Genomic DNA, 15,149 nt, shown 5'->3' on the forward strand with positions numbered 1-15,149 from the left:
TTGAGGCCATCAGGATGGCTTCTGGATCGAAAAAAATAAGCGGAGGAAAATAACATGGGATTTTCAACAGTACCTTGCAATGAGTTTGTAGAAGTGCTCGGTTCCAAAGCACCGGTTCCGGGCGGCGGCGGAGCTTCTGCACTGGTTGGCGCTGTCGGCACAGCGCTTGGCAACATGGTTGGTGCGCTGACAGTAGGTAAAAAGAAATACGCGGATGTCGAAGAGGAAATGAAAGAGCTGATGGCGAAAGCAACCACGCTTCAGGACGAACTGCTTCACCTGATCGAGCGCGATGCGGAAGTATTTGAGCCGCTCTCCAAAGCATACGGCATGCCGCGCGAGACAGAAGAGGAGAAGGCAGAAAAAGCAAGAGTTATGGAAATCGTGCTGAAGGACGCCTGCTCCGTGCCGATGGAAATCATGGAAAAATGCTGTGAAGCGATCGATCTGATCGTGGAATTTGCAGCAAAAGGTTCCGCACTCGCAATCAGCGATGCGGGCGTTGGCGCAGCGTTCTGCAAGGCTGCCTTAGAGGGCGCTTCCCTGAACGTATACATCAACACCAAATCCATGAAAAACCGGGAATACGCAGAAGAGCTGAACAAAAAATGCGATGAGATGCTTGCGGTCTATACCGTAAAAGCAGACGAGATTTTCCGGAATGTACTGGGAAGACTGAAAGCCTGAAAACAAACGGCCAGAGAAGCTTCCCGGCAGCAAGCGGGTTGAAAAAGGAGTTCTCTTTGACCGAAAAGAAAAGCGGAGGATAAAAAAATGGCAAAACAGTTATTAGGAAAAGAAGTAACAGCAGCATTAAATGAGAAGATCAAAGCAAATGTAGCAGAGCTGGAAGCAAAAGGAGTAAAACCGACTCTCGGAATCATCCGTGTCGGCGAGAGAGAGGATGATCTTTCCTACGAAAGAGGAGCAACAAAACGCTGCGAGACCTTAGGCGTTGCATACGAGAAATTCCTTCTCCCGGCAGACGTTACCCAGGAAGAGCTGATGGCTACCATCGATAAAGTAAACAAAGACGATTCCATCCACGGCGTTCTGATTTTCCGTCCGCTTCCGAAACATCTCGATGAGGCAGCAGTCATCAAAGCACTCTCCCCGGAGAAGGACGTAGACGGTATCACAGACGGTTCCATGGTAGGCGTATTCGCCGGAACAAAACAGGGCTTCCCGCCATGTACTCCGCAGGCCTGCATGGAGATCCTCGACCACTACGGCATCGACTGCACCGGTAAAAAAGCCGTTGTCGTAGGCCGCAGCCTCGTTGTAGGAAAACCGGCAGCCATGATGCTGTTAAAGAAAAACGCAACCGTAACCATCTGCCATACTAGAACGAAAGACATGCCGTCTGTAGTTAAAGAGGCAGATATCGTGATCGTAGCAGCAGGCCGTGCAGGTGTTGTAGATGATACTTACCTGCGTGCAGGCCAGACCGTTATTGATGTCGGAATCAACGTAAACGAAGAAGGAAAACTCTGCGGAGACGTTGCATACGCAAAAGCTGAGCCGATCGTTGAGGCAATCACACCGGTTCCAGGCGGCGTAGGATCCGTTACCACATCTGTTCTGGTCGGCCATGTGGTAGAGGCTGCCATGAGAAAAAACAGCTGATCATAGGCTGAAGATAAGAAAGTGACAGAAAAAAGGCACTGTGCGTCCGAAAAAAGGGCGGCGGTGCCTTTTTTGCGTGCGCGGCAGTGCAGTTTTGGTGATAGGAGAGGGGGCCGGCTCATAGAATATAACAGTACATAGCAACAAAGATCAAAAGGGGGACAACAGCGCATGGATGCATATTCAGTATACCGCGATATTCAGAAACGAACGAAGGGCCAGTTCCTGATCGGAGTGGTGGGGCCTGTACGGACGGGAAAGTCCACCCTGATCCGCCGTTTCCTGGAGGTGCTGGCACTGCCGTATCTTTCGGAAAAGGAACAGGCGGAGGTACGGGATGCCCTGCCTTTAAGCGGGGAGGGAAAGACGATCACAACGGTGGAGCCGAAATTTGTGCCGAAAGACGCCGTGGAGCTGCAGCTTGGGGAGGGCGATCCGATCCGGCTGCGACTGATCGACTGCGTCGGCTTTCTGGTGCCGGACGCGGCGGGAAATCTGGAAAATGAGAAGGAGCGGATGGTGAAAACACCGTGGTCCGAGCAGGCGATTCCGTTCCGGGAGGCGGCGGAGATCGGTACGAAGAAGGTGATCGCAGAACATTCCACGATCGGTCTTATGGTGACGTGCGACGGATCGTTCGGCGAGCTGCCGCGGGAGAATTTTCTGCAGGCGGAGGAACGGACCGTTGCGGAGCTCAAAAAGCAGGGAAAGCCCTTCCTGATTCTTGTGAATGCGAAAAAACCGTACCGGGAGGAGACACAGCGGCAGGTAAAGGAGCTTGAAACAAAATTCGGCGTGGCAGCGATGGCGGTGAACTGCGACCAGCTCCGCAAAGAAGATATTCTGCATATGCTCGAAAAGGTGTTGTATGAGTTCCCGCTTCAGCAGATGGAATTTTATATTCCAAAATGGGTGGAGCTTCTTGCCGATGACCATCCGCTGAAGGCAGAGCTGCTGCAGAAGATCCGTGAGATGTGCAGGGAAAAGACGCGCCTGAAGGATGCAGTGGGCGGAAAAACAGCGATTGCCAGTCAGTATGTCAGCCAGACACTGCTGCAGTCGATGGATCTTGCGAGCGGTACGGTGAAGGTGCGGATTGAGGTGAAAGAGCAGTATTATTATGAAATGCTGAGTGTACTTGCCGGCGTGGAGATCAAAGGCGAGTATGATCTGGTGCAGACGATCCGCGAGCTGTCGGCACAGCGGGAAGAGTACCGCAAGGTAGAGGACGCGATTCATGCGGTGCGCGGATGCGGCTACGGCGTCGTGATTCCGGGGAGGGAGGAGATTCAGCTGGAGGAGCCAGCCGTGATCCATCAGGGAAACAAATACGGCGTGAAAATTAAATCGGTGAGCCCGTCGATTCATATGATCAAGGCCAACATCGAGACGGAGATTGCGCCGATCGTCGGAAGTGAGCAGCAGGCGGAGGATCTGATCGCCTATATCAAAGAGAGCGCAAAGAGCCCGGAGGGAATCTGGAATACCAACATTTTCGGCAAATCCGTCGAGCAGCTCGTTGACGACGGCATCCGCAGCAAAATCGCCCAGATCACCGAGGACGGCCAGGCAAAACTCCAGGATTCCATGCAGAAAATTGTCAACGACAGCCGGGGCGGAATGGTGTGTATTATCATTTAATACAAAAGCTGTTCGAATATTTTTGAGTAATTGTGCAATAATACTTGAAAAGCGAACCAAAATAGCGTATAATCCGAATTGTGAAAAGAAAAGAAGAAAAATGTAACTTCCTGGAATGTTCGATGATCTCATTATTTTGAACCTACATTTACTTTAAACGGGAGGCTTATTATTGTCATGTGGATGTCAGGCCACCCTGGAAACAGACGTCAGTGGAAGGCAGAAATGATGACTGCGGCTACCCACCTAGCTTGCGTTGCTAGGAGTCAAAGTATGGGAAACGGCATTCCGGGGTTACAAAAGAGAAAAAAGAGAATCATGAAAATGGTTCTCTTTTATACGTTACATACAACCAAAAGGAGAAGGAACATGAAAAAACAGGGTTTTGGAACAACAAAAGACGGAAAAGAAGCATTGCTCTACACGCTCTCCAATAAAAACGGAATGGAAATCAGCGTAACCGATTACGGCGCACATCTGGTATCGGTTCTCGTTCCGGATAAGGATGGAAAGAAGAGAGACGTTGTCCTTGGATTTGACTCCGTAACCGGCTATGAGACCGACGGAAGCCATTTTGGAGCCACCATCGGAAGAAACGGAAACCGTATCGCGGGAGCAGCATTTGAACTGCACGGAAAAACATACCAGCTGGCAAAAAATGAGAACAACAACAACCTGCACAGCGGCCCGGACGGATACGATTACCGCCTCTGGAACGTAGAAGAGGCGGATGACAGCGCCGTTACCTTCGTTCTGATGAGCCCGGACGGAGACCAGGGATTCCCGGGAAACTTTGAAGTGTCCGTTACGTATACCCTGACCGATGAGAACGCCGTAGAAATCCACTATGAGGGAAGCTGCGATCAGGATACCGTTGTCAACATGACAAACCACAGCTACTTCAACCTGGCAGGCCACGATGCCGGATCTATTGAGAACCAGACACTTGTCTTAAAAGCGGAGCAGTTCAGCCCGGTGATCGATTCTGCATCCATCCCGACCGGCGAGCATGCACCGGTACAGGGAACCCCGATGGATTTCACCAGCGAGAAAGCAATCGGAGCAGAGATCGAAGCAGATTTCGAACAGCTCAAACTGACCGGCGGCTACGACCACAACTTTATCCTGGACAAGGCTGTCGAGGGAAGCATTGAGCTGATGGCAGTCGCATCCTGCAAAGAGAGCGGCATCACCATGGAAGCCTTCACGGATCTGCCATGCGTTCAGTTCTACGCCGGAAACTTCATTGCTCCGGTTACCGGAAAGAATGGGGTATTCTATGACAAACGCAACGGCTTCTGCCTGGAATCTCAGTATGTGCCGAATGCCGTCAACCAGGAGGGCGAGGAGAAACCGATCCTCGAGGCAGGCGATACTTACGACACCACAACCGTATACAAATTCATTTTCTAAGATCCTATTTTATAGCAATCCCCGAAAATAATGCAAAAAATTCAGCACCGCAGAGCGTGAATTACTGCGTCACAGATTTTCGTCGTACCTCGGTACGCCTTCAAATCTGTTCCTTGCAATTCGCGCTCTGCAGCACTGCCTTTTTTGCATTATTTTCGGGTCTTGCTATAGAAACAGCATAAAAAAGCTCCCTTCCTGCAGCGTCCTGTGAAAACAGGAGCGCAGGCGGGGAGCCTTTTTATGGGAAAATATGCAGAAAACGAATTCTGAAAAAACAGAAAAAGAAAAGACCCTGTTTTCAAATCCAACAGAATCTTACCAGTTATGTCATATTCTTTTCAGAGGTGGGTAACCGCTTCGCCATCTGAATCAACCTGCAAGCGGAATAGCAGACACCTTTAAGCGGAGGATGGCGCCTGACTAAGAACAGGCGAAACCAGAATCTGAAACGGTTTACCCGGCCGTTTAATGCAATGCATAAATCTCGCTCGAAGGTTTCTAAAAATCTAATCGAAAATTTTCAGACATTCCATATCCCATAATAGTCTTTGAATGGAAGCTTTCATCGGAAGCATCAACCCTATGCATACAGAGCAGGTTTCCTGACTTACAGATCATCGTTCCACATTCCTTCTCATATGTTGCGGACATACAATGGATTTGTTATGCTTCACTCCCTGATTACAGTGACCGGATCGCCCAGGAATCTCACCTGAATTCCCTCTCTCACCAAAAGACGGATCTTCTTTTGATGCACTCTGGATGTTGATATGAAATTTATACACAACCATACTATATACCATAGGGCGGTATTTGTCAAGGAAAAATCGCAAAAAGAAAAGGAATCAGACAAAAAGCCGTGTGCATAGAATGAGATATGAAGAGAAAAAATGATAAATTGGAACTGATACTGTTAGGAGTGGGGATTCTCCTGCTGCTGTTATTGTTTGTTGTGAAGCGCCGTCTGGATGCGCCGGAAGAGACAGCGACAGCAGAAAGCAGGACGGAGACGATGGAAGGCAAAAAGCAGGAGGAGACGATACAGAACATGGAACAGGAAAACGCGGCTTTTCTGAACAGTAAAAAGGAAGAACAAAAAGAAACAACGGCAGCCGGACCGGTGCAGATCCGTGTCCTTCTGACAGACTGCGGAAAGCTGGGATACGCACAGAAACAGGTGTCCCTGCGTGGAAACGCAAGCCTTTCCATGAACGACGGCGCATACATAGCTTCCCCGCAGGAGACGATCTGTGTGACGGAACAGGAATGCGGGGAAGTTGTGCATGTGGTGCCGGCCGATGAGACGGCGGGAACGGCGGTTTCCCTTACGGGAAAGCCGGAGGACGAGACGGTTTATCCGGGAAGTTTTGTCATCTATAAAAGCGAAGAGGGACTTCTCGTTGTAAATGAACTTGATCTGGAAATGTATCTTCGGTATGTCGTGCCGAGTGAGATGCCGTCCTCCTATGAAAAGGAGGCATTAAAAGCACAGGCGGTCTGTGCGAGAACGTATGCGTGTGCCAGGATTCGTGAAAAAACGTGGGAGAACTACCACGCGGATGTAGACGACAGCGTGGAAAGCCAGGTCTACCACAATATGGAAGCGCAGCCGGAGACAGACGCTGCGGTGGCGGAGACAGAAGGAAAAATCATCACCTGCGGCGGGGAACCAATTCAGGCGTATTTTTTCTCAACCTCCTGCGGGAAGACGAGTACGGATGAAGTGTGGAATACGGCGGAGACGGCAGAATATCTGAAGAGCGTGACGGTAGGCGGGGAGAAGCAGGAACCGGAGACGGAGGAGGCGTTTGCATCGTTTATCACCAAAAGGGACAGCACAAGTCTGGAAGTGGAGGACGGCTGGTACCGCTGGCAGGTGACGATTCCGGCGGATGTGCTGTCAGAACGGGCAGCGGATCAGAAAATCGGGGAGATCACGGGGATTGAGGTGCGGCGGCGGTCAGAGGGAGGTGCGGCAGAAACCGTCCTTATCGAGGGGGAAAAAGGATCCATGGAAATCGAGGGAGAGTATCAGATCCGAAAGTTCCTCTCGGCGAAAGGCTGGCCGATTCAGAAAAATGACGGAACTGTAAGCTGTGAGATGGAGCTGCTTCCGAGTGCCTGCTTTATCGTGGTTCCGGAAAAAGAAGGGGAAACGGTTGTCTCCTTTACATTTTACGGCGGCGGCTACGGCCACGGCGTCGGCATGTCACAGAACGGTGCGAAACATCTGGCAGAGCAGGGAAAATCGTATGAGGAGATTCTCCGCTATTTTTACCAGAACATCGAAATCGGCGACTGCCGTTCCCTTTTTTAAAAAAATCACCGAAAACAGATTTTTTGTGCTATAATGGGCGAAAGCGAAAAACAGTTAGAAAATGACGAGGAGAGAAACATGGCGACAATCAAGGACATAGCGGCACGCGCCGGCGTTACGGCGACGACGGTTTCCCGCGTGATCAACAACCGCGGATACATCAGTGAAGAGACAAGAAAAAAAGTAACGCAGGCGATGCAGGAGATGAATTACCAGCCGAATGAGCTGGCGCGTTCCCTGGCAAAAGCGCATTCCAATACGATCGGGGTTATCGTTCCGCACATCTCGCACCCGTTTTTCAGTAAAATGATCAGTGCACTCGAGAGCGCGGCGGCAAAGCGGGGCTACAAGATTCTGCTCTGCAACTCGAAAGATCAGCCGGAGAAAGAAACCGAATATCTCGATATGTTCATCTCCAACCGTGTAACCGGCGTTGTGATGGCAAGCCGCGATGTGCAGATTGAAAAGTTTCATGATCTGAAAATTCCGATCGTCAATTTCGAGCGAGAGGAAAATACGGAGGCCATTACAATCCAGTGTGACAACGAGCAGGGAGGAGCGCTTGCAGCATCGCATCTTGCGGACTGCGGCTGCTGCCATCTGCTTCATTTCGGCGGAATCGTCGGAAGAGATATGCCGGCGGACCGGCGTGCGGATGGATTCCTGCGCGTCTGCCGGGAGCGGGGGATTGAAGGGGAAGTTCTTTTGAGTGACCGCTTAAGCTACGGCTCCATGCACTATGAATCCTATATTGAAAAGGGCCTTCTGGAGCACCCGGAGACGGACGGAATTTTTGCAAGCAGTGACCTGATTGCCGCACAGGTACTCCAGCGCCTTTGCGCCATGGGAAAACGGGTGCCGGAGGATATTAAAGTTGTCGGGTTTGATGACACTGTGATCGCCGGGATTACCACGCCTTCCATCACGACGATTCATCAGCCGATTGAGGAAATGTCGGAGCTTTCCATTGCGTATATCGACCGGAGAAGAAAGGGAGAGATGGTGCCGAATGTGACGACCATGCCGGTGAGCCTTGTGGTGCGCGATTCGGCGTGAAACAAAAACGGAAAGAAAACTCTGCGGAAAAAAGAAACCGCGGAGTTTTTTTCTGCCCTGCGGTAAACGATAGACAGAAAAATGGCAAAAAAGACAAAGAAGAAGCCGGAAATTTGTTGAAAAATATGATATGTAAACGGTTGACATATAATTCACACAACGGTATACTGCAAGAGAAGAAACGTAACACAGAATTACCGTTAACGGAATGATGTGACAAAATAAAGAATAAGATAAAGGAGAATAAACAACATGACAGTGGAATATCAGAGAAGACTCGAAAAACACTACGACGAGCTGAAATGGCTCTACTGTGAGCTGTATCCAAACGGCCAGGGACGCTTTGAGGAACTCTGTGCAGCCATGGAGCAGTGGTACAAAGAGCGGAATAAAAAATGGAAAGCGCTGGATCGGAAAAGAGAAAAACAGAAAGACTGGTACAAGAGCCAGAAAATGCTCGGTATGATGCTGTACATCGACGCATTCGCAGATAACATCAGCGGCCTTGAGAAAAAACTGGATTATTTAAAAGAGTGCAACGTCAACTACCTGCATCTGATGCCGTTCCTTGCAACGCCGAAGGGAAAAAGCGACGGCGGCTATGCGGTTGCCGATTACCGCACGGTACAGCCGTCCCTTGGAACGATGGAAGATCTGGCTGCCCTCTCTGAAAAATGCCATGACCAGGGCATGAGCCTTTGTATGGATTTCGTTATGAACCACACTTCCGAGGATCATGAATGGGCAAAACGTGCACTTGCCGGTGAGAAAGAGTACCAGGACCGTTACTTTTTCTTCGACAACTACGATATTCCGTCCGAATATGAAAAGACCTGTCCGCAGGTATTCCCGACAACGGCACCGGGCAACTTTACCTGGAGAGAGGACTGCCATAAATTTGTCATGACGACGTTCTATCCATACCAGTGGGATCTGAACTATGCGAACCCGGTTGTCTTTAACGAGATGGTAAACAATATGCTCTATCTCGTCAACCAGGGAATCGATATCGTCCGCATTGATGCCGTTCCATACATCTGGAAACAGCTCGGCACCACCTGCCGTAACCTGCCGCAGGTACATACCATTGTCCGCATGATGCGTATGATCACCGAGATCGTCTGCCCGGGCGTTCTGCTGCTCGGCGAGGTTGTCATGGAGCCGGAAAAGGTTGTTCCGTACTTCGGAACACTCGAGAAACCGGAATGCCATATGCTGTACAACGTAACGACGATGGCATCCACCTGGCACACGGTTGCAACGGCGGATACCCGCCTGCTGAAACATCAGATGGATATTGTGACGAGACTGCCGAAGGACTATGTCTTCCTGAACTATCTGAGATGCCACGATGATATCGGCTGGGGCCTCGATTACGAATGGCTGAAACAGTTCGGCATCGCCGAGGCACCGCATAAGAAATATCTGAATGACTATTTCCGCGGTTATGTGGAGGGAAGCGACGCAAGAGGAGAGCTCTATAACGACGATCCGGTGCTGCAGGATGCGCGTCTCTGCGGAACAACCGCTTCCCTGTGTGGACTTGAGGCGGCAGGCTTTGAGCAGAATGAGGCGAAGACCGAACAGGCGATCCGGAGAATTGAGATGCTGAACGCATACCTTTTCATCCAGTCTGGTATTCCGGTTATCTACAGCGGCGATGAGATCGGCCAGGTCAACGATTATTCCTACAAAGAGAGTGAAGATTCTGACCGCGCAGCCGACAGCCGTTATCTGCACCGCGGCCACTTCCGCTGGGATCTGGAGCCCCAGAAGGAGAAAAAAGGAACGGTTCAGAATCAGATTTTTGCTTCGATGAAAAAGATGGAGGAGCTGAAATTCAAATACCGTCCGTTTGAGGGTGAGGCGGATGTCTGGACCGAGGAAACGTATGATACGGCGCTTCTCTGTGTCTGCAGAAAATCCGGCAATGAGATGGTAACGGGTCTCTTTAACTTCAGCAATGAAGACCGCACGGCCTGGATCGATATGGGTGAGTTCATCTGGAAGGATCTGTTTACCGGCGAGAAACGTGTTCTGCGCGGCGTTCCGGTTCCGGCACGCGGTTACGCATGGTATTACCGGAAATGGAATTAAATCCCTTGCGAAGGAAAGAAAAGTATGATATGCTTTGTAGGCTATCCTGAAGTACGATATATGTGCAAGAATGGGATAGATTCACGAAAACAAAGAAAAGGCGGTTTTGCCAGATGATAAAAACAATCCGCGGTTTTATGAAGCGCCTGAATGAGGACCATGTCGGTGCTTATGCAGCGCAGAGCGCGTATTTCATTCTTCTTTCCTTTATTCCGTTTGTTCTTCTGGTTGTTACGCTTGTAAAATATACGCCGCTGACACGCGACGATGTTTACAGCGTTCTGATCAATATGCTGCCCACGGAGTTCCAGAGCTACGTGGGCGGTATTGTAAATGAGATCTTTTATCAGTCCGTTGCCTATATGCCGATTACGATCATCACAACGCTGTGGTCGGCGGGAAAGGGCATTGCGGCGCTGACAAATGGGCTGAACAGCATTTATCACGTAACAGAGACACGTAATTACATCATCAACCGGCTGCGGGGCATGGCATATACCTTAATATTTGTCGCTGCATTCCTCACCAGTCTGGTGCTTCTGGTCTTCGGAACCCGCATTCAGAATAAGCTGACGGAACATCTGCCGATGGTGGCGCGCGTGACATCCTCTATCATGGGCATGCGTACCCTGATTACGACAGGCGTGCTGGCGGTTCTGTTCCTGGTGCTGTATAAATGCATTCCGAACCGGAAGGCGAGCTTTAAGAGCCAGTGCCCGGGCGCACTGATCTCATCCCTTGCCTGGTCTATTTTTTCCCTTGCATTTTCCATGTACCTCGACATCGCGCTTGCGGTGTCCAATATGTACGGCAGTCTGACGATGATTGTGTTTATCATGATCTGGATGTATTTCTGCATGTGGATCCTTCTGATCGGCGCGGAGATCAACGCGTATTTTGAGGATAAACTGCGGAAACTGCAGAATGCGGCGATCGAGCATTTTATGGAAAATAAAGAGACAAATAAAGAAGCGGGAAAATAATGGCTTGACATCCAGGGGTCAAGACGGTACAATAAACATTGTTTATGATAGTTTTATAAATAATCTAACAGGAAAAATGCTGTGAAGATGTTCAGAGAAATATTTTTTCCGCCAGAGAGAGGGAGTCATCGGCTGCAAGCTCCTTCAGGTTCAGGAATATTTCAAATTTCGCATTGGAGCAGATGTCCGGAACGCATAGCAGGATACTGGAAATGCAAGTAGGGACAGACGTTTGGTGTACGTTACAGCACCGGTTATGAGTGTCTGCAGGAAGTATCTGCAGAAATCAGGGTGGTACCGCGAAATTTCAGATCTCGTCCCTTTGTGGGGCGGGGTCTTTTTTTCGTGAGCAACGAGCCAGGCAGCCATGCTTGCATGGATATCTGGCGACTGCCACGAAAATCAGATGCTCCGCTGTTTGCAGCGGGGTATCTGATTGTTTTTCACATTTACCATCAAACAAGCAAGAAAAAGAAAGTAGGAGAGTCAAATGCAGGAAAAAAGTGTATTAACCGGCCATCTGTCTGAATTAAAACAGAAGATTGAAAATGGACTGGAAGAGCTGAAAAGCTCCAAAGAACTGTATGAATTTAAGAGCGAGTATCTGGAAGGAAAGAAAAGTAAGATCAGCGGGCTGATGAAAGAAATGAAAAACATTGCCCCGGAAGAGCGCGCAAACTACGGTAAATCCGTCAATGAGTTAAAAGAGTGGGCGCTTGGCCGCTTCCAGAAAGTGGAAGAGGAGATGAAAGAGCGCGAGCTGCAGAAGAAATATGAGTCCGAGAAAATCGACCTGACCCTTCCGGCAGAAGAGACAGCGATCGGAAACCTTCATCCGGTTACCCTGATCCGCAAACAGCTCATCGACATCTTTGCAGGTATGGGCTTTGAGGTATACGAGGGAAGAGAAATCGAGACCGATTATTACAACTTTACTGCACTGAATACACCACAGGATCACCCGGCAAGAGATATGCAGGATACCTTCTATCTCTCCCCGGAATTCCTGCTTCGTACCCAGACATCGGCAGGCCAGATTCATGTCATGGAAAACAAAAAGCCGCCGATCAAGATCCTTTCCCCGGGACGTGTTTTTCGGTCTGATGACGACGCAACCCATTCTCCGATGTTCCATCAGATGGAGGGACTCGTTGTCGACAAAAACATCACCCTCTGCGACCTGAAAGGAATGCTCGACGTACTCGTACAGAAGATCTACGGCGAGGGAACCACAACACGTCTTCGTCCGTCTTACTTCCCGTTCACGGAGCCGTCCGTTGAGGTAGACTGCAGCTGCTTCGCCTGCGGCGGAAAAGGATGCAGCCTCTGCAAGGGAACCGGCTGGATCGAGGTCCTTGGAGCAGGTATCGTAAACAAACGCGTGCTGGAGAACTGCGGCATTGATTCAGAAGAGTACAGCGGCTTCGCTTTTGGCATCGGCCTGGAGCGTATCGCCATGCTGAAATACGGAATCAACAACATCAAACTGTTATTCGGTTCCGATCTGCGGGTTTTAAATCAGATTAACGAGAAATAAAGACGAAACAGTTTGAATTTGGAGGTTTAATATGTTAGTACCGTTAAGTTGGCTGAAAGAATATGTAGATATCGATGTTACCCCGGAAGAACTGGAGAAAAAACTGTTCGACGGCGGTTTTGAAGTAGAAGAGCGTTATCAAGTGGGAAAAGACATCAGCAATGTTGTTGTCGGTCTGGTGGAGGGCTGCGAGCCGATTCCGGAGACCCATCTTCATGTGTGCCAGGTAAATGCAGGAGAACACGGCGCCATGCAGATCTGCTGCGGCGCAGACAACGTGCACACCGGCGGAAAATTCCCGGTTGCCCTTCCTGGCGCTTCTGTTTATGCAACAGCAAAGGATCATAAGACCATCGAGGGTGTTATGACCATCAAAAAAGGAAAATTAAGAGGATATGAGTCCTGCGGAATGCTCTGCTCCGGCGTGGAGCTCGGCCTTACCGAGGATCTGTACCCGGGCGCAGGCTACAACGGACTGCTTGTTCTGCCGGAAGATGCCGAGCTTGGCGCAGATGTCAAAGAGCTGACAGGTCTTGACGACTGGATCTTTGATATCTCCCTGACTGCAAACAGACCGGACTGCCAGAGTATCCTCGGTATCGCAAGAGAAGTATCGGCGATGCTGGAAAAACCTTTAAAAATGCCGGCAACCGATTACACCGAGACGGATGTGGAAAAAGAAGGCTTCTCTGTCCGCGTGGAAGCTCCGGAACTCTGCCCGCGTTACAGCGCTCATTACGTATATGACGTAAAAATCGGAGAGTCCCCGGCATGGATGAAACGCCGTCTGGCACTCGTCGGCATGTCCGCGATCTCCAACGTGGTTGATATCACAAACTATGTCTTAAAAGAGATCGGCCAGCCGATGCATGCTTTTGACTGCTCTTATCTGGAAGGCAATGAGATCTGCGTCAGAAGAGCAAAAGAAAATGAAAAGATCGTGACCCTCGATGAGCAGGAATACACAATGAATGAGAACAACCTCGTAATCTGTGACGGCGTAAAACCGGTTGCGCTTGCCGGTGTCATGGGAGGCTTAAACTCCGAGATCCGCGACACGACAGAGGCCGTTATGTTTGAGTCCGCAAAATTCGCACGCGACAACGTCAGAAAGACAGCCCGTGCACTTGGAAAAGCAACGGATGCCAGCGCAAGATATGAGAAAGGCGTAGATGAGTATTCTGCCGTTCTTGGTATGAAACGTGCGCTGCACCTGATGGAAGAGCTCGGCTGCGGTAAAGTTTCCCGCACCCATTTCGATGTGAATACAGGAAACTCGATTGATCCGACCCCGATTACCGTCAGCGTCAGCAAGGTAAACGGCGTACTCGGTATTGAAGTTCCGGAAGCTGAAATTCTCCGCATTATGAAAAATCTGAACTTTGCACCGGAAATCAACGGCGACGAGCTGACCATTCAGGTACCGGCTTACCGTGAGGATATGCTGCCGGAGGGCGAAAACGATGTAGAGCGTTACCCGGATGTGGCAGAGGAAGTCATCCGTATGTACGGCTACGATCACGTAACCGATACCTTCCTTTCCGCTGCACAGGTAACGATGGGCGGCTACAATGAAGAGCAGAAAGGCGAGCTGGCACTGAAGAATACCTTATGCACCATGGGTATCTACGAGTGCATGCATTACTCCTTCTTCTCCCCTGCAGATCTGGATCTCTTGAAACTGCCGGCAGATGCAAAAGAGAGAAATGCCATCGAGATCATCAACCCGATCAACCAGGATCTGTCCCTGATGCGTACCACACTGGCAGCTTCCATGCTGAATGCCATTTCCAGAAATGAGAAACAGGGCACTCTTGAAGGAAGACTGTTCGAGGTAGCAAGCATCTACATTCCGGAGTCCCTGCCGCTGACATCCTACCCGGATGAGAGAAAAGTTCTCTGCGTCGGAACCTTCGGAAACAACGAGAGCTTCTTCACTATGAAGGGCATCGCCAACACCATCGCCGAGAGCATGGACATTGAGTTCACCTACGAGCCGGTTCAGAAATCCTTCCTGCATCCGTATCAGGCAGTGAAAGTACTCTGCGAGGGTACAGAAATCGGATACTTCGGAAAAGCAGCATATGATATCCAGAACGAGCTGAGCATGCGTGCTTCCGCTTACATCATGGAGCTTGACTTAAAAGAGCTCTCCAGATGGTACGGCAAAAAACGCACCTTCCAGCCGATCTCCAAATTCCAGGAGGAGAAACGTGACCTGGCATTTGTCATGGACAAAAACATCAGCTGCGGCGATGTAGAGAACTGTATCCGCGAGGCAAACAAATACGTAAAAGAGATCCGTCTGTTCGATGTTTACGAGGGCGGCCAGATTCCGGAAGGCAAGAAGAGCATGGCGTTCACCGTCACCTTTGCACCGAAGGAAGAAGCATTTGACTTCGAAAAAGTACAGAAATTTGTCGAGAAGATCTGCAAGAAACTGCAGAATGAGTTCAACATCGAACTGAGAGGCTGATTT

The 15,149-nt window shown here is 50.0% G+C and carries 10 protein-coding genes, 1 other RNA gene, 1 riboswitch and 1 other annotated feature; all 11 genes read left to right on the forward strand.

Features of this window, described 5'->3' with window-relative positions:
• Positions 1 to 54 precede the first annotated feature (54 nt).
• The 11 genes from DWZ44_RS01015 (at position 55) to pheT (ending at position 15,146) form a co-directional block, all read left to right on the forward strand.
• On the forward strand, positions 55 to 687 hold the full coding sequence (locus DWZ44_RS01015; RefSeq protein WP_117804044.1) for a cyclodeaminase/cyclohydrolase family protein: 633 nt from the start codon (positions 55 to 57) through the stop codon (positions 685 to 687).
• A gap of 87 nt (positions 688 to 774) precedes the next feature.
• Entirely contained in the window at positions 775 to 1,626 is an 852-nt protein-coding gene (locus DWZ44_RS01020) for a bifunctional 5,10-methylenetetrahydrofolate dehydrogenase/5,10-methenyltetrahydrofolate cyclohydrolase (RefSeq protein WP_022461835.1), read from the forward strand.
• Positions 1,627 to 1,797: 171 nt separating this feature from the next.
• The gene (gene spoIVA, locus DWZ44_RS01025; protein ID WP_022461834.1) at positions 1,798 to 3,267 is read left to right on the forward strand and encodes a stage IV sporulation protein A; all 1,470 of its coding nucleotides are present in this window, start codon (positions 1,798 to 1,800) and stop codon (positions 3,265 to 3,267) included.
• A 104-nt stretch (positions 3,268 to 3,371) separates the two neighbouring features.
• Positions 3,372 to 3,566, forward strand: a non-coding RNA gene (ssrS, locus tag DWZ44_RS01030) — 6S RNA.
• A 70-nt stretch (positions 3,567 to 3,636) separates the two neighbouring features.
• Entirely contained in the window at positions 3,637 to 4,680 is a 1,044-nt protein-coding gene (locus DWZ44_RS01035) for an aldose epimerase family protein (RefSeq protein ID WP_117760357.1), read from the forward strand.
• 575 nt (positions 4,681 to 5,255) lie between these two features.
• A riboswitch (cobalamin riboswitch) is annotated at positions 5,256 to 5,456 on the reverse strand.
• A gap of 101 nt (positions 5,457 to 5,557) precedes the next feature.
• Positions 5,558 to 6,997, forward strand: a complete 1,440-nt coding sequence (locus DWZ44_RS01040; RefSeq protein WP_117760356.1) for a SpoIID/LytB domain-containing protein — start codon at positions 5,558 to 5,560, stop codon at positions 6,995 to 6,997.
• A gap of 78 nt (positions 6,998 to 7,075) precedes the next feature.
• Entirely contained in the window at positions 7,076 to 8,053 is a 978-nt protein-coding gene (locus DWZ44_RS01045) for a LacI family DNA-binding transcriptional regulator (RefSeq protein ID WP_117804167.1), read from the forward strand.
• 252 nt (positions 8,054 to 8,305) lie between these two features.
• Entirely contained in the window at positions 8,306 to 10,150 is a 1,845-nt protein-coding gene (locus DWZ44_RS01055; protein WP_117804046.1) for an alpha-amylase family protein, read from the forward strand.
• A gap of 113 nt (positions 10,151 to 10,263) precedes the next feature.
• Positions 10,264 to 11,133: a YihY/virulence factor BrkB family protein gene (locus DWZ44_RS01060; RefSeq protein ID WP_117804047.1), complete on the forward strand. Its 870-nt coding sequence runs from the start codon at positions 10,264 to 10,266 to the stop codon at positions 11,131 to 11,133.
• A gap of 72 nt (positions 11,134 to 11,205) precedes the next feature.
• Positions 11,206 to 11,458 (forward strand) — a binding site (T-box leader).
• A gap of 165 nt (positions 11,459 to 11,623) precedes the next feature.
• Positions 11,624 to 12,670 (forward strand): phenylalanine--tRNA ligase subunit alpha, encoded by a 1,047-nt coding sequence (gene pheS / locus DWZ44_RS01065; protein WP_022461828.1) that lies wholly within the window; start codon positions 11,624 to 11,626, stop codon positions 12,668 to 12,670.
• A gap of 31 nt (positions 12,671 to 12,701) precedes the next feature.
• Positions 12,702 to 15,146: a phenylalanine--tRNA ligase subunit beta gene (gene pheT / locus DWZ44_RS01070; RefSeq protein WP_117804048.1), complete on the forward strand. Its 2,445-nt coding sequence runs from the start codon at positions 12,702 to 12,704 to the stop codon at positions 15,144 to 15,146.
• Positions 15,147 to 15,149 lie beyond the last annotated feature (3 nt).

It is taken from the genome of Blautia sp. AF32-4BH, from assembly GCF_003460565.1.
GTDB lineage: Bacteria > Bacillota > Clostridia > Lachnospirales > Lachnospiraceae > Fusicatenibacter > Fusicatenibacter saccharivorans.